Annotated in this window: 20 protein-coding genes; 3 read left to right on the top strand and 17 right to left on the bottom strand. The window is 36.6% G+C overall.

What is annotated here, in order from left to right; translation table 11 throughout:
• Positions 1–19: 19 nt before the first annotated feature.
• The 6 genes from ABMA78_RS01285 to hemC all read right to left on the bottom strand — a co-directional run bounded on the left by ABMA78_RS01285 (position 20) and on the right by hemC (position 6,829).
• On the bottom strand, positions 20–1,219 hold the full coding sequence (locus tag ABMA78_RS01285; RefSeq protein ID WP_392856278.1) for a M20/M25/M40 family metallo-hydrolase: 1,200 nt from the start codon (positions 1,217–1,219) through the stop codon (positions 20–22).
• Between the two features lie 148 nt (positions 1,220–1,367).
• Entirely contained in the window at positions 1,368–2,405 is a 1,038-nt protein-coding gene (locus ABMA78_RS01280) for a uroporphyrinogen decarboxylase family protein (protein WP_392856276.1), read from the bottom strand.
• A 2-nt stretch (positions 2,406–2,407) separates the two neighbouring features.
• A complete protein-coding gene (locus ABMA78_RS01275) occupies positions 2,408–3,106 on the bottom strand; it encodes a response regulator transcription factor (RefSeq protein WP_392856274.1) in 699 nt (232 codons plus the stop codon).
• Positions 3,099–4,013, bottom strand: coding sequence for a sensor histidine kinase (locus tag ABMA78_RS01270; protein WP_392856272.1), 915 nt, complete (start codon positions 4,011–4,013; stop codon positions 3,099–3,101). Before ABMA78_RS01270 ends, ABMA78_RS01275 begins: the two co-directional genes overlap by 8 nt.
• Entirely contained in the window at positions 4,004–5,275 is a 1,272-nt protein-coding gene (locus ABMA78_RS01265; RefSeq protein WP_392856270.1) for a glutamate-1-semialdehyde 2,1-aminomutase, read from the bottom strand. Before ABMA78_RS01265 ends, ABMA78_RS01270 begins: the two co-directional genes overlap by 10 nt.
• A gap of 24 nt (positions 5,276–5,299) precedes the next feature.
• The gene (gene hemC, locus ABMA78_RS01260) at positions 5,300–6,829 is read right to left on the bottom strand and encodes a hydroxymethylbilane synthase (protein ID WP_392856268.1); all 1,530 of its coding nucleotides are present in this window, start codon (positions 6,827–6,829) and stop codon (positions 5,300–5,302) included.
• A gap of 223 nt (positions 6,830–7,052) precedes the next feature.
• Between hemC and ABMA78_RS01255 the strand changes: the two genes are divergently transcribed.
• Positions 7,053–8,384 (top strand): S8 family peptidase, encoded by a 1,332-nt coding sequence (locus tag ABMA78_RS01255; RefSeq protein ID WP_392856267.1) that lies wholly within the window; start codon positions 7,053–7,055, stop codon positions 8,382–8,384.
• 50 nt (positions 8,385–8,434) lie between these two features.
• On the opposite strand, the gene ABMA78_RS01250 is transcribed toward ABMA78_RS01255, so the two are convergent.
• The 5 genes from ABMA78_RS01250 to ABMA78_RS01230 form a co-directional block, all read right to left on the bottom strand.
• Positions 8,435–9,418, bottom strand: coding sequence for a hypothetical protein (locus ABMA78_RS01250; protein ID WP_392856265.1), 984 nt, complete (start codon positions 9,416–9,418; stop codon positions 8,435–8,437).
• Between the two features lies 1 nt (position 9,419).
• A complete protein-coding gene (locus ABMA78_RS01245; protein WP_392856262.1) occupies positions 9,420–10,250 on the bottom strand; it encodes an HlyD family efflux transporter periplasmic adaptor subunit in 831 nt (276 codons plus the stop codon).
• Positions 10,251–10,258: 8 nt separating this feature from the next.
• Positions 10,259–12,394 (bottom strand): ATP-binding cassette domain-containing protein, encoded by a 2,136-nt coding sequence (locus ABMA78_RS01240; protein ID WP_392856261.1) that lies wholly within the window; start codon positions 12,392–12,394, stop codon positions 10,259–10,261.
• Between the two features lie 8 nt (positions 12,395–12,402).
• Positions 12,403–14,049 (bottom strand): ABC transporter transmembrane domain-containing protein, encoded by a 1,647-nt coding sequence (locus ABMA78_RS01235; RefSeq protein ID WP_392856259.1) that lies wholly within the window; start codon positions 14,047–14,049, stop codon positions 12,403–12,405.
• Positions 14,050–14,120: 71 nt separating this feature from the next.
• Positions 14,121–15,017, bottom strand: a complete 897-nt coding sequence (locus ABMA78_RS01230) for a hypothetical protein (RefSeq protein ID WP_392856257.1) — start codon at positions 15,015–15,017, stop codon at positions 14,121–14,123.
• A 300-nt stretch (positions 15,018–15,317) separates the two neighbouring features.
• On the opposite strand from ABMA78_RS01230, the gene ABMA78_RS01225 reads away from it, so the two are divergent.
• Positions 15,318–15,641: a hypothetical protein gene (locus ABMA78_RS01225; protein ID WP_392856255.1), complete on the top strand. Its 324-nt coding sequence runs from the start codon at positions 15,318–15,320 to the stop codon at positions 15,639–15,641.
• A 29-nt stretch (positions 15,642–15,670) separates the two neighbouring features.
• Positions 15,671–17,299 carry a PhoU domain-containing protein gene (locus ABMA78_RS01220; protein WP_392856253.1) on the top strand — a complete coding sequence of 543 codons (1,629 nt, stop codon included), beginning with the start codon at positions 15,671–15,673 and terminating at the stop codon, positions 17,297–17,299.
• On the opposite strand, the gene ABMA78_RS01215 is transcribed toward ABMA78_RS01220, so the two are convergent.
• The 6 genes from ABMA78_RS01215 to ABMA78_RS01190 form a co-directional block, all read right to left on the bottom strand.
• Positions 17,296–17,877 carry a hypothetical protein gene (locus tag ABMA78_RS01215; protein ID WP_392856250.1) on the bottom strand — a complete coding sequence of 194 codons (582 nt, stop codon included), beginning with the start codon at positions 17,875–17,877 and terminating at the stop codon, positions 17,296–17,298. The genes ABMA78_RS01220 and ABMA78_RS01215 overlap by 4 nt on opposite strands.
• Before the next feature lie 67 nt (positions 17,878–17,944).
• The gene (locus tag ABMA78_RS01210; RefSeq protein ID WP_392856248.1) at positions 17,945–18,709 is read right to left on the bottom strand and encodes a hypothetical protein; all 765 of its coding nucleotides are present in this window, start codon (positions 18,707–18,709) and stop codon (positions 17,945–17,947) included.
• Positions 18,710–18,799: 90 nt separating this feature from the next.
• Positions 18,800–20,083, bottom strand: a complete 1,284-nt coding sequence (locus tag ABMA78_RS01205; protein ID WP_392856247.1) for a S8 family serine peptidase — start codon at positions 20,081–20,083, stop codon at positions 18,800–18,802.
• Positions 20,084–20,150: 67 nt separating this feature from the next.
• Positions 20,151–21,086, bottom strand: a complete 936-nt coding sequence (locus ABMA78_RS01200) for an endonuclease/exonuclease/phosphatase family protein (protein WP_392856245.1) — start codon at positions 21,084–21,086, stop codon at positions 20,151–20,153.
• Entirely contained in the window at positions 21,087–21,848 is a 762-nt protein-coding gene (locus tag ABMA78_RS01195) for a hypothetical protein (RefSeq protein WP_392856242.1), read from the bottom strand.
• A gap of 87 nt (positions 21,849–21,935) precedes the next feature.
• The gene (locus ABMA78_RS01190; protein ID WP_392856240.1) at positions 21,936–23,000 is read right to left on the bottom strand and encodes a hypothetical protein; all 1,065 of its coding nucleotides are present in this window, start codon (positions 22,998–23,000) and stop codon (positions 21,936–21,938) included.
• Positions 23,001–23,090 lie beyond the last annotated feature (90 nt).

Genomic DNA, 23,090 nt, shown 5'->3' with positions numbered 1-23,090 from the left:
ATCAAAGTCGAGAGATATCCTATCTATCAAGTTCGATTGTGAATGCTAGTGCAAGTTTCGCAAACTTCAGAGCGTGATCAGCAGTTCCACCCATATTATCTAGAGTGTCACGAGAAGAGTGGATTTTTCCATTCATTTCACGTTTGCGAGTTTCAAATGGTGTTGAAGCAGGGAAGCCTTGAGCAGTCCATGAAGCATGATCTGAACAAGCGTAACCACAAGTATCACGTCCCCAAGATAATTCTGGAAGATACTTATCTAATAAAGAACCTAGGAAATTGTTTTGTGCTTCATTTGTATAATCAGTAATGATTGTGATGTCATCATTTGAACCGTTGAAGTTTGTCATATCAAGTTGCATAACACCAACAACGTTCTTACCTTGTCTTTTAAAAGTTTGTGCAATCTCTTTTGAACCAAGAAGGCCAACTTCTTCAGCTGCATAAGACATGAACATAATTGTCTTTTCTGGTTGGTATCCACTTTGAGCAAGAGTCTTTAGTACTTCTGTAACAGTTGCTACACCTGAAGCGTTATCATCGGCACCTGGTGCGTGAGCGTTTGTGCGTCCCCACCAACCTGCGATTGAGTCACCATGACCACCGATTACGATAACATCGTCAGACTTTCCTTTGATTGTCGCGATAACTGATGGCTGTGGATATGAAGAGTGGTTGAAGAAATCAACACTGATATCAGAACGGTGTGATGTTAGGCTTGTCCAATGGTCTTTAAGCCACTGTTGAGAGTCAACACCCGTTTGAGACTTGTAGTATCTATTATTGAAACTTGAAAGCTTCTCAATAACACTTCTAATTGAGCTTTCTTTTGTATTTGCAATGGCCGATCTAACAAGGTCTTCTTGATTGATTGTATAATCAGCTAAGAATGCATTAATGTTAGAGTTTTCTTTTTGCTCTTTAACAAATTGAAGTGCTTCTTCTTTTGTTTGGAATGCAAAGAAACCACCACATCTTTGGTGCTCTTCGTGAGCAAGGTGAGAGATTTCGGCCTGCTCGCTCATTATTTTTGTTTTTGCAATAACAAGGTCTTTTTCAACCTTGATAATATCGATTTGTAGATTTGAGTGTAGACTTTGTGTCGATTGGAATAAGTCCTTTCCTGTCACAATGTAGTTGTGCTCAAATGCATAAGAGTTAAATGTTAGTAGTGAGAGTCCTGCTAGTAACTGAAAACAAATCTTGCGTGTAATTTTCATCTAACCTTCCTTGGTTATTATATAACTGTAACTAAATTATTTTAGGGGCAATCAGTTAATTAAAATAGAGATAGATTCTATTATCTTCTTACATAGATGGTGGAGAAGGCTTATAGGAAGGCAGTTTGGGCGCTTTGCGCCCAAATAATTAATATTGGAATCTTGTTTGAATTAACTCGACACTCTTGCGTACATTTTCTTGGTCGATCCACTGAAGACAACCGTGGCCAAGTCCGCAAATCCATTTATTCATCGGTGCATTGGCATTTTGTACTGACTCGTATAGATCCATCCATTTCTTCTCTAGAGTCTCCCAAGGAAGTCCTAGGTATGCTGGTTCAAGGTTCCCCTGAATATAGTAGTCATTTCCTAGAGTATTTAAAACATGACCAAGGTCATGACGCCAATCAATTCCTAGAACATCAATATTGTCATCTTCGATAGCTTGTAGGTATCTCAGGTGAGTCATTTTTGAGTAGTAGATTACTTTTTTATTTGGGAATTCTTTTTTGAATTCAGCTGTTACTTTCTTTAGAACAGGAAGAACTTTTTGTGTGTAATCTTCAAAGTTAAGTTCTCCAGCGGCTGTATCAAAAAGACACATTGCGTCTGCACCACCAACTGCCTGTGCTCTCATTTCTCCAAGTAGCTCAGGGATAAGTAGGTCAACAAATGCATCCCAACGTCCATCGTATAGTCCAATTTTTGAGCTATAAAGTGCTCCAGCGTGTGAACCTTCAACAGCATATGTATATAGAGTAAATGGAGCTCCAACAAATCCTAGAAGAGTTTTGTTACTTGGAAGAGCATCTTTTAGTAGAGTACATGCTTCACCTTGGAACTTATAGAAATTCTCTGCTGAGTCTAGAAATTTAAGGCCCTTTACATCTGCAACTGTTTCAAGCTTCATTTCAAGCTTTGGTCCTGGTGCGTACTCTAGACCCATTCCCATTTGTTCTAGTGGGAAAAGTAGATCTGAGAAAAGAATAGCAGCATCAAATTTAAAATCATTGATTGGCCCCATTGTTACTTCACAGGCAAGCTCAGGCTTCTTACAAAGCTCCATGAATGTATTTTCTTTCTTCATACCTTGGTAGTGGTCATGGTAGCGCCCAGCTTGTCTCATGAACCATACAGGTACAAATTCTTTTCCATTTTCATTTTTGCGATCGTTAAATAATCCCATTTTTATTCCTTTATAATAAGCTTGTAGCCAATTCCACGAACACTTTGGATCTCTAGTGAGTTTTTAGAGTCGCTTTCGGCCCATTTTCTAAGTTTAACAATATAGTTATCTACAGTACGTTGTGATGGAAATTTATCCTCACCCCATACTTCATCAATAATAAAATCTCTTTCTACTGCTTCATTCTTCTTCTTAAGTAAGATCTCTAAAATGGCGCATTCTTTTTGTGTCAGGTTTAGAATCTTTCCATCGCCATCTTGCACTTCAAAACGCTTTGGCCAAATCTTCAAATCACCAATTAGAATCTCTTCTTCCAGTGAGTCAATATTAGTCTTAAAGCTTAAGAGTCGATCAAGCCTAATCGTTAGCTCTTTAAGAGCAAATGGCTTTGTAATATAGTCTTCACCACCTGCTTCAAATCCTTCAACTTTTGTTTGAGGGTCATTTAGGGCAGATAAGAAAAGGAGAATAAAGTCTTTTCTAATCTTTCTAAAGTCTTTAGCAAGATCAATCCCATTTCCATCAGGAAGCCCAATATCCATTAGGATAATATTTGGTTTAAAGTCCTCAAAATAATAGCGAGCATCTTTAACGTTCTTTGCTAGTCGGCACTCATGGCCAATATCGCCTAAGTACTCACTTAGAGTATCTCCAAGATTGTTATCATCTTCAACGACAAGAATTTTACCAAAATTACTCATCCTTTCCTCCGTCACTTTGTTCAGACATTGGTAACTGAATATTGAAGATAAGGCCTTTATCTAAAGTAATATCAAAATGTCCTTTCATCGTTTCAATAAGCTTCTTAGACAGGTAGAGGCCAATCCCTGAACCTTTCGTCGATTGATGCTTGTAGAAAAGTTTTCCAAGCTTTTTGACATCTCCACTGAAGCTGCCACAATCATGGTATCTGATATGAACGGCTTCGCCTTTTGTGCTAATGTGAATCTCCACTTCATTTGAATCTGTATGGGAAATCGTATTTTCTAAAAGGTTCTTAAAAATAATACTTAAAGCAAACTCATCTGCTTGTAGGCTTATATTTTCGGCGTCTTTATTTATCGTAACCTGTAACTTGTCTTGGTAGCCCCCTTGAATGATTTTTTCAAGGAAGTGATTAATTTCAATATCTGTCGAGTTTAAATTCCCTCCACGTTCAATTCGAGAAAGCTGCAGGATTTTATCCATTTGATTCTCAAGACGAATCGTGTCGTCAATTAGGCGAGTCGTAAGTCTCTGTAGTCTTTGATTAGAGTCTTTTTCAACTTCATCTTTAATCACTTCTGATTGAAGCTTGATACTTGCTAGTGGGGTCTTAAGTTCATGAGTAAGACCAGCAAAGAAAGCTGCAATTGAGCGATTTTTTCTCTGATCTCTAATAAAGAGGAGAGTGTGTGAACTCACTAGAATGAGTATCAGAACTAAGAATGTAATTCCTTCCCATTTTATAAGTGAGCCAATATCTGGGCCCTCTGTACTATTTAGTTTTGCCAAGCGATCACTCATTTTAAAAATTAAAAAGAGCCACCACAGGCCAAAGAGCCCGATTAATCCCGTCGTTATTGTCGAGATCAGAAAGAATGGAGAAGAAGATTTCTTTAGTTCCAAAGTCTGTTCTCTAAATCCTTAGCAACTTCTTCATTATGTGCAAGTGAACCAAATCCTACTTCATATGCATTTGGAGATAGGTAGATTCCTTTTTCAAGAAGTAATTCAAATAATGGAACAAAGTCTTCACCGATATTACCTGGAATATTTCCAACTGACTTAATCTTATCTCCTGGAACGATCCAGAATAGAGAAGAGTGGTGAATGATATTGTAATTCGAAAATTGGCCATCATTATATTCTGCAAGCCACTTCTTAAAGATATTCACAATTCTAAGAGTGTTATCTTCAAGCTCTTTGTAGCTTTCTTTTGTCATCTGCTTAAGTGTTTCAAGTCCACCAACCATCGCAAGTGGGTTTGCACTTAGAGTACCAGCTTGGTAAACACCACCAACTGGAGCAAGGTGTTCCATGATTTCTTTCTTAGCGGCAATTGCGCCAACCGGAAGACCTCCTCCAATTACCTTACCGTAAGTTACGATATCAGGTGTGATTCCTGTAAGCTCTGCCATACCACCAAATGCAACACGGAAACCAGAGATAACCTCGTCAAAAATTAAAAGAGCATCATTTGCTTTTGTGATTTCTCTTAAGCCTTCAAGGAATGCTTGGTCTTGAATAAGGAGACCATTATTAGCTGGTAGAGGCTCGATGATAATTGCTGCGATCTCACCTTTGTGATCTTCAAAACACTTCTTTACACCATCTAGGTCTTCAAGCTCTAGAATAAGTGTGTCATCAGCGACACCTTTAGGTACACCAAGTGAAGAAGATTCAGCTGCTCCTGCAAGACCTGAACCTGCTTTAATTAACATGGCATCAACGTGTCCGTGGTAACAACCATTGAACTTGATAATTTTATTCTTTCCAGTCACACCACGAGCAAGACGAAGAGCTGTCATAACTGCTTCTGTTCCTGAGTTTACAAATCTAATTTGATCAACGTGTGATAGACGTGAAAGTAAGTATTCTGCTAAATCTACTGAGTATGGCTCACATGCTCCGTAGCTCCAACCACGACCTAGGGCCTCAGTTAGTTTTTCTTTTACAGTATCATTTTGGTGACCAAGAACAAGTGGCCCAAAGCTCATGCAAAAGTCGATATAGTCTTTACCTTCAATGTCAGTAAAGTAGGCACCCTTAGCGCTCTTAAAGAATTTAGGAGTTGAAGTCATTCCTTTGAATGAACGAACAGGTGAGTGAACTCCACCTGGAACCATCTTCTTACTCTTTTCAAAAATTTCTGTGTGCATATTACTCATATATATTCCTTTAATTTAATAATCTTATTTTTTTAGCCAAATTTTAAACTCTTCCATGCTGGCAAATGGACGTACTGTGATATCTTCTTTTGAAAGTTGTTCAAATGTCTTACCAAGTCCACATGCATGAAACTTATCTTTAAGCTCTGGTAGGTGTTCAATATAAGTTTTGTACTGAGAGTAGCTTGTCCAAAAGAATACATCGCACTGTCTAAGCTCATCGAAGAAGCTTTCACGTACTTCTTTGTCGCTTTTTTCGTATGATTCAAATACTTGGCCATAGTCAGAGTAAGAGTCTTTATGAGTTAAAATAGTTAGCTCTTCTTTTGGCCCATTCAGTACTTCAATGGCCTTTGAATCGCGAATCTTATCTAGTACATCTTCACCAAGTCCGTCACATGATCCATGAACCCACTGGCCGTTTTGTGCCAAGAGCTTCCAAGTAGAAGTACCAGCAGTATAAACAGATTTTCCGTGATTCTTTAGAAGGCTTACACCATAGCGTGCAGAAAGAAGAATGTCGTTATTTGGCACGCGTGCATTCCTTAGCGCTTCTTTGTGAATTAACTCACAATAGATATATTCTTGTTCTCTGTGGTCTGCGTGTGGAAGACCAATAAAGGCCTTCGCTTTTGAAGCAGGTGATGGAAAGCTTCCTTCAAGGTGTCTTTCATAGATGACCTTGTCGTCAACTTTTCCTTTGTGAGTATGAATATAGTAGTCGCCCTTTTTCGTAACGTTGATACCAACTGCTAGGTGACAACCACCTCCGTAGCTTGCAAATGCTTTACGCTCACGGCTTACTTCACTTACAGTATCTTTATCTTGAAGTTTTTGAAGCTTTTCTTCTAGCGCCCCATTGTCATCACGATTCTCTAGGCATTCGATTCCAAGAGCTCCTTGAGAAGCTGCTGCTGGGAATTGGCTATGTGGAAGAACAGCATAAGTCATTCCTGCCAGTAGTACTTCTAGCTCTTTTCTTGAACTTTCTGTGATGGCAAGTCTTTCAATACCTGGCATAGCAAGTACAATGGCATCGTAATTATCTTCTCTAAGCTTTTGAATACGTGAATTTACGTTTCCACGAAGCATTTTAGTCGATACCTTTAAGTTATCTCCGTAAGGTAGAAATTCAGAAAGAGAACTTTCAATATTTACAATTCGACGTGGAGAAGATGTTCCAACAACAAATTCTGTCAGTTCTTTGGCCATAAGCTTACTAACCGTTTCTTCTTTAATTAAAAGAATATCGTAAGCGTATGCTCTTTTAGAGATTGCAGCTAACTTAATACCTTCTGGCCTATCACTTCCTAGGTCCTTGTACGAATGAACGACTAAGTCGATCTCTCCCTGAAGCAGGGCCGCATCTAATTCTTTTGTAAAAAAATCTTTTCCCTCAAGTTGCCAAAGTGGCTTATCAACAATTTGATCACCTTGAGTTTTAATTACTTTTAATTCAAACTCGTCACCAGTTAGTTCTTCGAGTTGATCTTTTACTTGATTACATTGAGTCAGGGCCAATAAAGAGCCACGTGTTCCGATGATGTATTTCAAAATAAATCCTTGTTTATGGTGTGAACGTAAAATACATTAGATAACTTACTTTTTTGTCATGAAATTGTCATTAAAACCAAGTATGCGCGACGAGTCTATTGTTTGATTTTTAACTGAAGTGGTCCCATCTCCGAGTGAAAATGTAAGAAAAAGACATTTTCTATATCGTTTTTTTATATATACACTTAAGTCATTGAAATTTTATTAGCAAAAGGAATTGCAAATGAATCGATCGATCTTAATAGGGACAGTCCTAATTTTATTAGGTTTTTTCCTAAATATCACAGCTAAGGCATCGTCTCTTAGCATCAACCCAAAACGAATTATTGTAAAGTTAAAGAATGGTAAAGAAGTACCATCGATAAACGGAATAAAAAAATCAGTTTACTTTTTTGAAACTACATATGTTCTCTACACAAATGGTGATGAAACCCTTCTTGATAAATTAAGGTCTCACCAAGATATTCAAGATGCTCAGTTTGATACATTCTCAAAACGTGAGCCACTTCCAACACCTGTTGAAGCGATTGAATCAGAATCAGTTGAGGAAGGTGATGAGATTTACAGCTCTGTTTTAAATGATCCTAAACTTTCAAAGCTATGGGCATTTAAAGATGCAAGTAAGCACGGAATGAGTGTTAACAGAGTCTATGAACAAAGTGGACTGGCCTCGTCTAACGAACCAGTGATCGTTGCTGTTGTCGATACTGGAGTTGATTACAACCACGAAGACTTAAAAGATGTTATGTGGACAAACGTAAATGAAATTCCAGGCAATGGAATTGATGATGACGGCAATGGTTATATTGATGATATTCACGGTATCAATACTCTAGAGCGTGACAGTGATGGAAATGCGACAGGGGATATGATGGATGGCCATTCGCATGGAACTCACGTTTCTGGAACAATTGCAGCAACTCAAAATAATGGAGTTGGTATTGCTGGTGTTGCTTCCAATGTTCGTATCATGGGACTTCGCTCAGTTCCTAGCTATGGTGATGAGACAGATGTTGATATCGCTGAAAGTTTTCTCTATGCTGCAAGAAATGGAGCAAAAGTAATTAACTGCTCTTTTGGTAAGTCTCATAACGAAGGCGGAATGTTAGTAAAAGAGACAATCGACTATATCGCTAAAACTTATAACACTCTGGTTGTTGTGAGTGCAGGTAATAGTTCTCAAAATATTGATACAAAATTAACTTATCCTGCTTCTTATGACAGTGAGGGGATGTTAGTTGTCGCTTCTTCAACTCGCTATGGACGCTTTTCTTATTTTTCAAATTACGGTTTTGTAAACGTTGATGTTGCAGCACCAGGTTCTTCTATTTATTCAACGACTCCAGGGAATCGTTATGGAAATATGTCAGGGACTTCCATGGCCTCTCCTAATACGACAGGAGTTGCTGCTGAAGTTCTTTCAAGACATCCTTATTTAACTGCCGTTGAATTAAAAAATGTATTAATGAATAGTGTGACAACAAAGTCCTCAATGGATGGTGACATCCTAACAGGTGGGGTTGTTGACCTATATACTGCTTTAGAAAGTCTTTAATTTATAGAGGCCCTAGAACTAGGGCCTTTTTTATCTCTTATCATTTCGTCCTAATGCCAAAGCTTAAATTTTTCTTGATGTGGGATATTGATCTCAACAATATTGCCAGGGCCAATATAATTTAACTCTATTCCTTTCGTACTATTAGCTATTGCAATGCCTTTTTCTGTCTCATTAATCGAGTTACTTAGGTTAGGCCTTAGGTATTTCTTAAAATTAAAACCATCTCCACCATCAATAACTGAGATACGGTATGAATCTTCTAGCTTTTCGTAAGTTACAATGACCGCTTCTTTGTTTCGATCGCAAAGTATGTCGAGGTAACTTTCATAGTCACCATTGTCCTTTACTTTTTGGCGCTCATTCTTATCAATTTTTAACTGTCCATGTTCTAGGGAGTTTAAAATGATTTCAAAGAAGGCCCTTTCTTGCGTAATCGTTGCGTTGGTAAATAGTTTTAAAGTTCTGGCACAGCTTGCAATATCGGCCAATGTCCTAAGATGCATTTGCGCATTGGTGACGATATCAAGGCCACTATTATGATCGATAGAGTAATTGATGATCGAGTTAATTCTTGATTGAAGTTTTATTTTTGAGTTTGCAAGTTGTTTAATGAGAGGGAAGCTTTGAAGATCGATAAAGTCATTCAAGTCATTTTCAAGATAATGTGATTTACGCTTTTCTGTAATCTCTTGTGCTAAGACAATAATAGGTATGTTTGAGAAACGTGGATATTTTCTTAATGTTGAAAAGATTGAAAGATCCTTATTTAAGTCTGAGTCATAAAAGAGAATAAGGTCGATATCGTTTTTCTTAACATTAGCAAAGACTTGCATGATCATCGAAATGCTATCTCGTTGTACTATATCATATGTATCATCTAGGACTGTCGTTAGTCGTTCAGTAATGCTTTCATTATTACTTATAATGAGAACTTTCGACTTCTCTGACTGAGTCTCTCGTTCTTTTAAGTCCTTGCTTGCACTAGCTTCACTTGTGATTTCTTGAACCGCCTGTTGTATTCTTTTAAACATATTATCTCTCCGTTAATGCGTAACTTAGTGAAGTATCGATCGGCTGAAGTAGGTAACGTAGGATACTCTTTTCCGCTATTTGTATATCTGCGTGAACTTTCATTCCTGGAAGAATTAAGTTTCTTTCCTGGTTCTGCCCAATATAGTTTTTAGAAAGTATCACCTTAATCTTATAATAACTTGATCCATTACTTGTATAAAATACACTTGGGGATATGGACTCAATCCATCCGGAAACAACTTGATTGCGATGGGTTTGATGAGAGGTGACTTTTATCTTTACTATCATCCCTTCTTGAAGAGGCGCTAAGTCTTGTGGGGTAATTCTTACGGTCGCGATTGGCCTATCATCTATTGGAAGGATTTTTACAATATTCCTGTCTTTACTTACATTTGTTCCAACTGCTTTATAGTCAACCTCATTAACAATTCCAGTAATAGGTGATCGAATTAAGAGGATCTCTTTACTGACTGAATTATTATCTTTATTCTTTTTTTCATCAATAAGGGTGTAGAGTAAATCACCCGCCTTTATGTATTGTCCATTCATGACTTCAAGAGAATCTAGGATTCCTGATTTATTGTGCTTGATAAGGTGTGTGATTGTGGTTGCTTCAATTTCTCCATTGGCCTGGACGACTTCGTTAACTGTTGAGAAGGAAGACCATGCAAAGAATGCTATCACCGTAAATAATGAAACAAGGATAATTGACTTGGATACATATGGGATTCTTGCTTCTTCTAAGAGAAGGTCTTGTCCGATATAGTCTGTTTGCTTAGCATAATCAAGACTACTACCAAACGAGAATCTTTTTCTTTTATTCTTCATCATTATCCTCCTTATATGAGGGCGTTCTCTTCGAGGTATTCAAAGAGTTTGTCCTTTGTCCCGGAAGTGAATTCTTTGTTAGGTGCCATATAGATTATATTATCTGCTTCTTTCAATATTTCTTTGTGTTCACTACAGAAAACTACGGCAAAGTTTTTCTTAGATAGTTTTAAAAATTTCTTTAATAGCTTGAACTGTTTGTTGATTATGCTTGAGGGAATATCTTCAATGAGAACGATTTTTGCCTGAGTGCAAAATGGAATTGCTAAAACTATTGCAGAGTATAGTTCATTTGTGATTTTTAGTTTCGATTCTCCGCTAAGAGGGGTGTCAATAGTTAGTCCATTTTCCTCAAGAAGCTCTCCAATTCCAAAGAATCCCAAATATATCATGATATCATCTCGAGTGATTAGAGGATTAATATATTTGATATTTTCGTAAATACTCATATCTTTCAATAATGACTTCTTTAAGTTTAGCGTTAGGATATGCTGTCTAAGATAGAGTGTGTCGAATTGTCTATGATCGATTCCTCCAATGAGAATCGAACCTGATTGAGGAAGGTAGGTTTTGTTGAGTAGTTTTATAAAAGCACTCTTACCTGATCTTGCACCTCCATGAATGCCATAGACCTCATTTTTCCTTATTTTTATATTGATATCACTGAAGACATTTTCCAGTGTATCTGGGTATTGAAAAGAGACTGATTTAAAATTTATTTCAAAGTTTTTCGTATAAAGATCCTCACTAGAGCGGTATGTTCGCGTCTCACTACTTTCACAAAAGAGCTTGTGCAATTTTCTAAATGAGCAAGATATAGAGTCTAGTCTTTGTATTGAACTCGGTATTTGTTGTGCTGTTGTGAGTATATTCCAAACTAGAACCAAAACAGCGATAAAGTTAGCGATAGCTAATTCTTGATTCCAAACAAGTAGCAGACCTACGATTGTCGATGCCAAGACAATCGTAATGGTGATGACTTTTGAGAAGAACTCTGTTCGATAGGCATTCATCTTATATTGTTGTTCCTTAAAGCAAGACATTGAGCTAAGGGATGATAAACGATTTGAAAATATTGGAAATAAGTTCTCCAGATAGATCTCTTCAGAACCTCTTTTAAGTTCATTGACTAGATTATTCTTATTTTCATGTAATTGATCATAGGTTTCTTTCTTGATTCTTATCTTTGTAAGCTCAGAGTAATAAAGAAAAGTTACCATTGGTGCGAGAAAAACGAGAGGAATGGCCATCTCCCATGATAAGAAAAAAATTGGAAAAATAAGAAGAGTGTTAAAAATCGTGTCTATGAGCTTCAGGTTGTTTTCAGATGAAAGGAATTTGACAGCATCTTTAATGTCCTCAAAACGGTTAACCTGAAAGTCAATTTTTTCGATCTCCCTTTGATGATCTGACATTGTGGATATTTTTTCTAAAATTGCTATCTCGAGAATATAGTCAATTCGGTTTGTACACCAATTGATAATATTTGATCTAATACCACGTGCAAAATAACTAATTACTTGTAGTAAGATAATTCCAGATGTTGCTGGGATGAGGACTTCTAAAGGCCTAGCTCCAGTGATCATTTCGTAAATAATAAGAACATAAATAGCAAAGGCCAGTGTGCTTAGTGTATTGATTAAAGATAGGATGATTAGCTTCGAAAATTCTTTTTTAAACCTTCTCGTAATCGCCCTTGTCCAAGAAGAATATTTTTTATTTGTATTTCTAAATATCCTTTCATTTCTAAGCTCTACTTCATTAAATTCCCTAATTAAGAGTGTATATTTGATAGGGAAGCTATCAATATCAATTTGTCGTTTAAGGTCATGGTCATTTATGAGATAGAATTTTCCTTTTTCTTCATCTTTTTCTTTTTCGTAAGTAAGTATTAGGTGATCATTCTTTGCACAGAAACCTTCAAGATCGATATTTGATATTAATAAGCAGGGAAGCGCGTCGATTTCAATATTTTTTAATTCAAGCTCTATTTTTTTTGCCTCAAGGCCGATCGTTGCTAATGCGTTTATCAAGTCAATTTCTTTCATATGACGATATGACATTAGTATTTCATTTACATCTTCACTGTAGTCATCTTGATACTTTAGTTCCATGAAATTATGAAAGATCATTTTTATATTGGACATACCTCTCCCTAGACTAAGTAAGTATCAATCTCTCCGATACGATTGTTCAGAAGATCACGGTTACATAGTTTTAATAAGTTTCTATCTCTTGTGTTTACGAAGATTATCCGGGACTCTCTAATACTTGCTATATAATTAAATATATTGATGTAATTCTCACGATCAACTCCCGCTTCAAATTCATTTAGAACGATGACTTCAGGCTCAAGTGCAAGTTGTCTGGTAATGTAGATAAGCGATTTCACTTCATCAGAAATATTATCTTCGACTTCAGAAGTAAGCTTTGTATCGAGTCCATGAGGAAGTTTTTTTATGATTTCACCTAGTCCCAAGGTATCGATATAGCCCTGGGCCTTCTTCTCATTAACAAGCCCGAATGAAGTAATGTTATCCCTTATTGTTCCATTCCATATATTTGGCCTAGCATTGATAATGGCGATATTTTTATAAAGGCTTAGATCATCAATATCTGATAATTTTAAATCATCGACATAGACTTTATTTGTAATAGACCTAAGATTTGGAGCAAAGAGAAACTCCTTTGTGTCTTTGTCTTGATTCTTTAAAGAGATAGTATCACCCTTCATGAAAGGAATCTCATGCTTCCTTCCTCTGATGTAAATGGGGATTACCATTGAGTAAATCTTATCAATATTTACCTTTTCTTTTTCCTGCGATCTTCCTCTTGGGTGAACAATAATATCCGTCATAACTTTTACTTCATGAATCTTTCTTAAGGCCTTAAATATTTTATCTGTTGGCGCGATACAACGATTGGCCAAAATTAGTGACGCTGCAAGGGCGCCAATACTTATCAGGCCATTGGCCACTAAGTAAGATCCCGACGCTATGATTGCGACAGATGTGAGCTGTAACATAAGTTGACTCAGATTAAACTGAAAGTATGCGTAACGACCAAGCAAATAGTTATTCTTAGTTACCGCTGCCTGTTTCTTTTTGAAACGATTATTGAATAGATTTATTCGACCAAATTTCCTTAGGAGAGTGAGGTTATCTAAGATCTTATAAAGTAGGTTGTTTTGCTCAATATCTGTTATATGTTTAAGCTGAATGATTCTAGTCATTCTCTTTAAGGCGTAAAAAGAAACCATCATGTAGAGTGAGAATGCAACAAAGGGCACGAAGGCCATTAATGGATTAAGGTAGAAGAGAAAACCAAAATAAAGACATAGAAATGGAAGTTCTAATAATGTGACAAAACCTTTGCCCGCAAAAAAATCTTTATTTCTTTGAATTTCCTTTAGTGAGTATTGGAAAACTCCAACATCATAAAAATCAGTGTCGGTAATTATTTTCTTTATTAACTCTTGCGATTGCTTGTTTTCAAAGCGTGCTGATGCGAAGGTTACAAAGTAGTAGCGTAAGTATTTTAGTGCTGACTCGGCCACAATAAAGAGTGTAAGCCCAAAGAGAAGGACAATGGTGCTACCTGTATTATGGCCTGGAATGATACGATCAAAGAGTTGCATTAGAACAACTGGTAAGGCCAAGGATGTTGTACTTATGACTAGACTCAACGTTAATAAGATTCTTAAAGAAATAAGATCCTTATTAAAGACTTTTGAATTCTCTCTTATCCATTTCAGTGTAGTGGATGGAATATGGCCGACACTGCTTGGGATATTTATTTCCATGACGTCTCCTACAGTAATTTACTGTAGATGACTGATCGACTAAGTTATCGGTGCTTGTGAGTTAATTAAAACTAAAGATTTGCGCGAACGTTTGCCAGATGCTTTGCTCTTTTTTCAACAAGAGTTTCAATGGCCAATTTTGCTTGATCTAGCTTCTCAATTTTTTCTTCATCTAACATTTTACCGTGATTAAGAATATCTCCTAAACGGTAAACACCTTGTTTCTTATCAAATTGAGTATCAATGACAGAAGGTGAGCCAAGGTCGACAAAGATTGAGTTGCTTGGACAGTGACCAGCAAAGAACTCTTCAGCAAAGATCTTTCCTGAACATCCAATTGTGTTCACATAGCTATTGAATTTGAAGTATTCGCTATAATTCTTCCACTCAATTGCCGTGATATTGATATTAGGAAAATCGTTGATGATTTCTTGTACTTTTTGTGGGTTTCTTGCACTAATGTAAACATTGTATTTTTTCATTAAGTGCTTAATTGAATCTCTTGCGAGTTGTCCTGATCCTAAAATAAGGACATCACCAGAGTCGTACTTTGATTGAATGATTCTTCTTGTAATACCAGCATAAGATTGTTGTCCAATCTTAATGAGGTGTTCTTTTCTTACTTCCTTAGCGTCTTTAAAAAGTTTTTCTAAAACTCTAAGAATAAGTGAAGAACGAATATCTTCTTTAAGGTAATTTGAAAAAGCTTCCTTGAATTGGGCAACGATTTCACTTTCACCTTTGAGTTTACTTTGTAGGCCGCAAATTGTTTCTAAGAGAAAGTGATATGCTTTTTTTCCAAAGTAGTATGTACCTAGTTGAGTGTCTTCTTGAGAAAATTCTGATGTCGTTAAGATAATCGTTCTTTGACATGTAATAAGAACAAACGCACCTGGCATTTTCAGTAGGTGAGTTGGTATATTTTCACTCTTCGTTTGAATGTTTAATAGGTGTATTTTTTGTAACAAAAAATCGTCCTTGCACTGTGTCGTCTGTGGTCCCTGTGACTAAGATTACCGAAATCGATACCTAAAAGTGTCATGGAATTGTAGACCCTGTTTTTCTTTATCCGTCTTTATAATTTCTATGTGATATTGCCCTAATTTGTATTGTCTGAGTGTATTAGTCAATATCTTCTTCCATAATATTACTATCTTATATATCTGGATTGGGCGCCAATAGAAAATCTATATGGTGTCATCAATACTTGTTCAAAGATGCCTAAAATCCTTTTCACAGCTACAATTCTCTGCTAATTTGTGCCTATCATGAGCTCAATCACTAATAATGCAAACGAAGTAGATAAGAAGAAACCAGAGCAGAAAACTGCGCTACAGTCCTTTCTGGAGCGACTAAAGGCTCCATTCCTGGCATTTGATCGCAAGGTCGACGGTGCTATTTCGTTCTTTATTGCTCACTACGGTAAAACAAAATTTATGGTGGCCATGTCAAAGAAGATTCAATATCTAGGTATTGAAGGCCTTTGGAATAAAGGCCCAAAAGCTTTTATTTATTTTTTCCTATTTTATCTGATCCGAGATACAATACTCTATATTATTATCCCTATTTGGCTGGCCAAGGCCACTTCGTAAATCACATAAGGATTTGTATCTAATAAGTCATGGAATACTTGCAAACGATTTTATTTTTCATTTCGGGACTCGCTATTTTCTATTACGGACAACGAATTATCTCTGCTGGTATTCAGAGTTTAGGTTCTAGTGCAATTAAGCATATTGCCTCGGATATTGATGGTAAGAATTTTGTCGTCAACTTCTGGAATGGGGCAAGACTTAGTCTTTTGGCCTTCTCTCCGACGATGGCCAATATCGTGACGGTGGGCCTCGTTAATGCAAATCTAATAAGAAAGAATCGTGTGATACCAATGTTATTTGGTTCAGTTATTGGTGCAGTTGCTATCTTTCTTATATTAATGCTTTCAAGGCAAGAGCTGGCGCTTAATCTAATGGCATTTGCTCTTATTATTGGATTGATATTTTCTCAGCGTTTTGTAAGAAAGCTTACTAAATTACTCTTTGGACTGGCATTTCTATTTTTAGGGATCTCAGTCATGCATGAAAGCTTTGTGTCTCTTTTAACCTGGAACTTCGTTCAAGATCTTGTGGTGAGACTTGTCGATTACTCTTTATTTACAAATCTCTTAATTGGTTTTGTTATCGGAAGTGTGATCTCTTTCATTTTAAGAAGTCAAACTATGACATTAGCAATTGCTGTTGTCATGATATTTACAAGAGTCTTTCCAGCGAGTGTTTGCTTCTCAATTATTTGTGCCTCAACACTAAGTTCGTTCTTTATTAATTTTAATACTGCACGAAAGGTTGCCAGGCCTCTTGCGATACGACTTTCTCTTCACCCGCTTGTTCACTACTTAGTTGCTACATTTGCTAGTTTCCTACTTATTGTCATTATTGACCACAATGTTGAAACAACTGTGGGGAATCTTGGCCTCATTATAGTGGGACAATTCTTTGTGATCTCATTAGCAATCTTAAATTACTTCTTCTTTAAGAATATTGTGTCTGAACTGATTAAAGGAATGTATCCAGATGCGAAGTTTAAGGATCGCCCAAAACTAAAGTTCTTGGGGGAGAGAAGACATATCTCATCAACAATGGCCTATGTTTTAGTCGAGTTAGAGATTGGGAAATTACTGGATATTGTTTCAAGAATGTTTGAAAAATGTCACGAGTATATTGAGAGCCCTACTAAAGGTGCTCGAGCTCTAGCAAAAATTAAAGATTACGAAAAAATTATTGATAATATCCAATTAGAAATTAATGATTTTATCTCAAAAGTAATTGCTAATGGTGCTGAAGAAGTTGAGAGTCGCAATGCCATCAAGCTTATGCAAATTGCCTCGGATCTTGAACAATTAGCAGATAGCCTCGATAAGCTTACAACAATGCTCACTAAGTATTATGAGAATTGGAAGTTGTCTGCTGATGAAACAGACCGTCTACTAAGTTACTTTTCTGAAGTACAGTCCCTTTACCAAAGAAGCATTGCTGTCTATAAGGGGCAAGTTGCAACTGAAGAAGAGATCAATGAAGTCGTTGTTAGCACTCGTGAACTTAAGAGACATCTTATGACTGAAAGAGAGGACTTTGCGAAAGTTCACCATAAGGAGGATGGACGTAAACATATCTATTATTCAGATATGATGACATCGATTTCAGTAGTACGTGCAAATGTTAGAGAGGTCTACTTACTCCTAACAGGTGTTATTTAATTCCACTTATTAGTTAATTCATTCTTACACACAATAATTGGTAACTCTTTCACAATTGTGTTTTGATTCTTATTTATTTCGTAGGGAAAGAATTTTTTTGTCGAGGCAATCTTTCGATCAATCATACTTTCCTTGTGTCGTCGCGAGGCCTTAACTTTACGGTAACGAATGCACTTCTTTCCTCGCATTCGAACACATTGCTTTATAAGAGCAACCTGATCAATTTGATTTTCGTAATATTGAATTTCTTTTTCGAGCTCATGTTTTGTATTTGTAATGGGGATAAACTCTTCTCCCTTTGTCGTTCTAATACGATACTTTCCAAATGGCCGATTTGGCCTAAGTGTTAGGAGGTCTTCTTTCGCCCGCAAGTTTATGTCTAACTTATACTCATAACAATTATAATTCTCGTCTATGACCTCACTCTGGACATCAATGGAGACAATTTCAATATCGAAGAAGTTAGGAATTTCATAGAAACTTCTCGTTATCTCGGATAGGCGCGATTCTTTAGGGCGCTCTTGAGTACAAGATAAGGCCACTAGGAAGAGTAAGGGAATGATTAGTAGAGCTTTCATAGGAATATGATAGGTTCTACTTAATCTTAATTTAAAGGTCGGTAAGGCTTAATTTAGTTAAAGATTCCTAAAACCAAAGAGCTTGCATACGTCTAAATGAAATATCTGTATATTCGATCTCTTCAGTACTTGAGGCAAGTCCTCGTCCAACATTAACTTTTTTCTTTGTTGAGAGGTTGTCGATTAGAAGCTTATTGAAAACTAAACTCGTCTTAACTAAAGAGTTCGCACCTTCACTTGTACCAGCTGCAACTTTATCACTCTTTGCAAGAGTGATGTAGTTCTCAAAAACGTAGTAGTTATCAGAGAAGCCATTGTCACATAATTTCGTTAGTTCATAGTGAGTTCGATCCATATGCTCCTGCATCGCAAGTGGGAGAGTACTCTTAGTCGCACGCTCTCCATCATATGGTAGATGCCAAACGATATTTTCAATGCTGTCATCAATCTCTTCTTTTAGCTGATAATCCCAAATACGTGGTTTATCATTGTATGAGATGAATTCTTGGTGAAAGTATGCACAGGTCTTAACTTCTTTTTTGAAGCTTGGATAGAGCTGTGAAAATGTTAGGTATTGTTCATAGAGCGAAAGAAAGTAAACTTTCTTATTATCAAGTTTTGAAATATCTTTAGTAGGCTCTTCTCCAACACTTGCTGGGCCACGACTTTTCTTTTTAAAGGTCCTAATTTTATAAGAAGGGATCGGGTTAATTTCACTATCAGAGCGGTCTTCAAAACCTGCAATTTTGTTTTCAATTGTTTCAGTATGATGTGTGCCAGTAGCACAGCTCATTAATGAAGATAGTAAGATTAAAGTTGCTAATTTGTTCATATGATCCACCTCTTATCTATTCTTATCGTCAAAATAGATAAGAGGTTTAGGCAAAATATGCTCATTTTAGATGAATATTTAGCTTAGATATTATTTAAAATAATAACGAGCAAGCCCTAAAGCTCTTTCGTGGTCAAGGGTTCCACCACTTGTACAAAGGTTGCTTAAAGTAGTCAGCTTCTTGGCCGACTTCTCCAGTATGTCTTTAACCACAGAAGCTTCAATGTCTTTCTTGTAGTATTGGGCCATGGCAAAGATCATTGCTGCAGTATTCGTCACTTGTGGTGCAGCTTGAGATGTACCATTAATTGGAATATAGCGATCTCCTGGAGTACATGAATTAATAGCAACTCCTGGTGCAAAGATCGTCACAGTCTTCTTTCCAAAATTAGAAAAGTAGGCCTTGTCCTTATTGTGTTCGTCAATTGCTGCTACTGAGATCACATTGTCTGCAATGATCGACGAAGGGTAGTGAAGAAGTGTATCGGTATCATCCTTTTTATTTCCAGCAGAGAAAACAAAGAGCATTTTTGGATACATTTTTACAACTGCCAGGCCTTTGTTCATCAATCCATTCATATAGTCATCACGCATTTGAGTAATGAGCTTTTCGTATTTTTTATTAACTTCTTTTTCACTCAGGTCGAATTCTTCTTGGAAGTGGCCATTGATCATATCATAGGCAGGATCCCAGCTCTGTCCCCAAGAGGCATGGTAAATATGAGAAAACTTTGATGAGTACTTCACTGTCTCACTCATTTTAGCGATCATCCAGTCCTGATAATAAGTAAGATAGTTTTCAATATTTCTAATCTTAAGATATGACTTCTTATACTTGCTAGGAACAAAATCTTTCTTTGCAAATAGACCAACTGGATCATCTCCGAGATAGCGAATAGGTAGAAATTGAATATCATTAGAATTTAATTCGTAAGGCAGGGCCTTTGTATTCATGGCCAAACAAGCAACGTGTGAGCCGTGAGTATATGAAGAGAAGTCATCTCGGCTATCCATGAAATCATCGTCTTTACGAATTTCTTTGTACCACTCAAGTTCACTCTCAGTGGCCGTTTTAAGAGTCTTCTTTTTTCTAACTTCGTAGTATTCAAAAACTCTTGGATCAAAAGTACCAATTAGGCTTGAATCAAAAACCTCTCCTGAGTTTTGAATATAATTCCACCCATTAAGATCATCGACTTTGCCATTGTGATCGCTATCCTTGCCATTGCTATACTCAAGTTGATTTGTATAGAGTTGACCTTTAAGATCTACATGGTTGATGTCAATTTGATTATCACTAATAGCAACAACAGATGTTGCAAAAGTTGGTAACGCAATAAGCCAGATTAGTATGTGTTGTGTAATTTGATGCATAGAAAATTTTTTAAATGATCTTTTTCATCCTTGCAATTGCATCGCGTAATTTTAAAATTCTTCAATCTTATTTCAATAGCTTATAAATTGCATAAACAGGGTAGTGGTCTGAAGGATTATTCCAAATATCAGAGCGTTTGCGCGGCGGGCCTAATACCTTACCCACAGAATTGCGATAGCGGTAAACGGCCGCATCTGTAATTTGAGATTTAAATCTTTTATCGATAAAGAGGTAATCAAGTTGTAGTGGGTGTGCTGCCTGGCCGACAAATTGATAAAAGGTCGTTCGATATTCAAGTGGGAGTTGGAAGATTCCCAAAACATCCTTGAGATTTGTTTCACTATAAAGTGAAGAAAATTCTTCGTCCGTATTCTCACTTGAAGCATTGCCATTGAAGTCACCACATAGAATGACTGGGGTTTCATTGTAGAGAGTACACTCTTGTTTATAGACGTGAACTAATAATTCAAGCTCGGCCTTTCTTCGTCTCGCTGAGCGAAAGTCATGACCGGTGTCATCATCACGTTGTGACTTTAAGTGAACATTCAATAGACTCATTATATGTTGTGTCTTTTCTTGATCTTCAAAGATTCGCAGGTGAGAGAAGTCTCTTGAAAGAAAGTAATTAGTCTCATCTTCATCGTGTAAGCTAAATTCGATTTCCTTTTCTGTATGAGATAGATGCTCAAAATAAAAAGGAAGCCCTTTCCTTACAAGAAAAGCATTCTCGATTCCACGGTCGCTATTGCCTTGGTTGTGATAGACTTCATATTCGTTAGATAAGTAATTGTCATTGAAGTAATGGAGGCTTTCAATATAGCCAATTTCTGTTAGTGCATAGATATCAGCGTTAACTTCATTAAAAACAGTACGAAGCTGATTAAGGTTTAATGGTGACTTGAAGTAGTTGAGGTTTGGTGGATGATCAAAAGCATCCTTGATAAAGAGATTCTCTAGGTTATAAACACAAAGCTCAATTTCTTCTATTTGTTTCTGTTGCAATTAACAGCTCCATCCAAAAATATAGCGAAAGTACTTCTTCGCTCTTACATCATAGATAAGCTTACAATATGCACTCTGGTAGAGCTTTTGACTATTGATTTCCTTAAACTTAGTTAAGAGCTCTTCACTGCAAACGGCACCTTGTATTTCATGATTCACAAAAGCTTGTGTGTAGAGAGAGACTTTCTCATTTTCAACTTTAAACTTAAAATCGACCCCGCGATACTCTTGTTGAAAGAAGATTGCGTCCCCATTTGTATAAAAGGGAAGAGTGTGACGAGGTATAATAATAGGCTTCTCTTGTCCTTCTTTAAGCATAATATTAGGCAGAATATCTTGAGAACTTTTTAATTCTTTTGTGCTTTTAAGAAATCTGATCCCTTCGTAGATTGGTTGTCTATCGTTTATGATCTTTCCAAATTTATCTTTTTGGGGACGATGAAAATTACACTTGGATTGGTAGGTGATCGTATCATTGTCTTTTGGGAGAGTTGTCCAGAAAGTGAAAGGAAGGCCATGCTTAGCTGCAAAATCCTTTTTCATTTTAAGACTGCCTTTTAAGAAAGTCTTCTTAAACTTCTCTGATATACTACCCATTTTTGTTGTACACTCTGAATTTTCAGGACACCCTTGTATAAGGTGTTCAACCATATGAGGTTTAAACTCAACCTCTTCAATCACATTTGGTGGAACTTGAGGACTTAGCGCAATCGAAAAATGAGCGATATTAGTAATGAGAAGTGCTTTTAAGTATTTATTCATATCTAAATTGTATATGGAATTTGAATATTTCTCAAAATAAAAAAGCCCGCTTAATGCGGGCCTTTAAAGGGGGGAGGGGTATTTTTATTATTGTGATCTTGAGTTAACTGATCCACCTAGGATAAAGTCAATTTGATCATCAACTGTGTACTTTTCTGTTGTTTCACCTCTGCGGATATCATTGATCGTTGGCTGGTTTGGATTAACACGATCGCTATTTCCTTTTTGGGCCATGAAGTTTTGCTTTTCTTGAGCTTCAAATTTTACGATAACTTTTTGCTCATCTTCATCGCTATCAATCTTTGCAGAGTTTACTCTTGTTTCAATCGTAGTCTTTGTTTCAATATCATCTAAAGTATCTTTTTCATTTACTGGGTTGTTAATACATTCTAGTTTCGAGAACTCAAGCGCTCTAATATCACTTGCAAATGTTGAGATTTTTCCGTTGGCCTGTAGAACTCTAAGGTCTGCATTAAATTCCATACGTTCTTTTCTTGATGTTTCAAAATCTTCTGTAACAGTTCCTGACTCTACATTGTCACCAAGATCAAAGATACCTCTCTTTGTGATTTTAAAGGCCGCTGAAGAACCAGCTCCATCAAATCTCGACTCTAGTTGATCACTAACTTCTTGAGGTGTGCGAACTTGTCCCATATGCTCTTTTTCAGCAATTGAAACGAGTGCACTCTTTGCTTTTGCTTTCTTGTCTCCTAAGATATTTTGGCAAATTGCATTTGCATCAGAAATCTTTTGCAGATAGATTTCTTTGTTACCGTCAAACACCTTATACTTTAGTGATGCACGGTAAGCGATAATAGGTGAGTTATCATAGTAGTCTCTTAGGTCTTCTGTTGTCAGTTCAATTGACTCACGATCTTTGATGAAGTCAGCATGCTTCTGCTCATCCTTTGCAATATTCGTTTGCTTCTTTTGAAACTTCTCTTCTGCGATCTTATACTTTTCTAGATCACATCTTTCTTTATATTTATTGTACCTTTCTTGGAAATCTTTATCGAAGTCGCTAATCTTCTCAAAACCTTTTCTTTCAAATTTTCTCTCGACGATCGTACAAATATTTGCATAAGTCGAAAGTGGAATTAATCCAGTGAAGATGGCAACTTTAATCAGTGTCGATAGATTTTGCTTTTTCATAGTTTCCCCATTTGGTTTTCATTTTTAAAATTAGATACTATGTATAAAGCAATAGGTGTGCCAAAAAACGGATAGGCCAAGTTGTTGAAT

This window comes from Halobacteriovorax sp. RZ-2 (assembly GCF_043196685.1).
GTDB lineage: Bacteria > Bdellovibrionota > Bacteriovoracia > Bacteriovoracales > Bacteriovoracaceae > Halobacteriovorax_A.
This window is presented reverse-complemented; position numbering and strand designations above follow the sequence as displayed.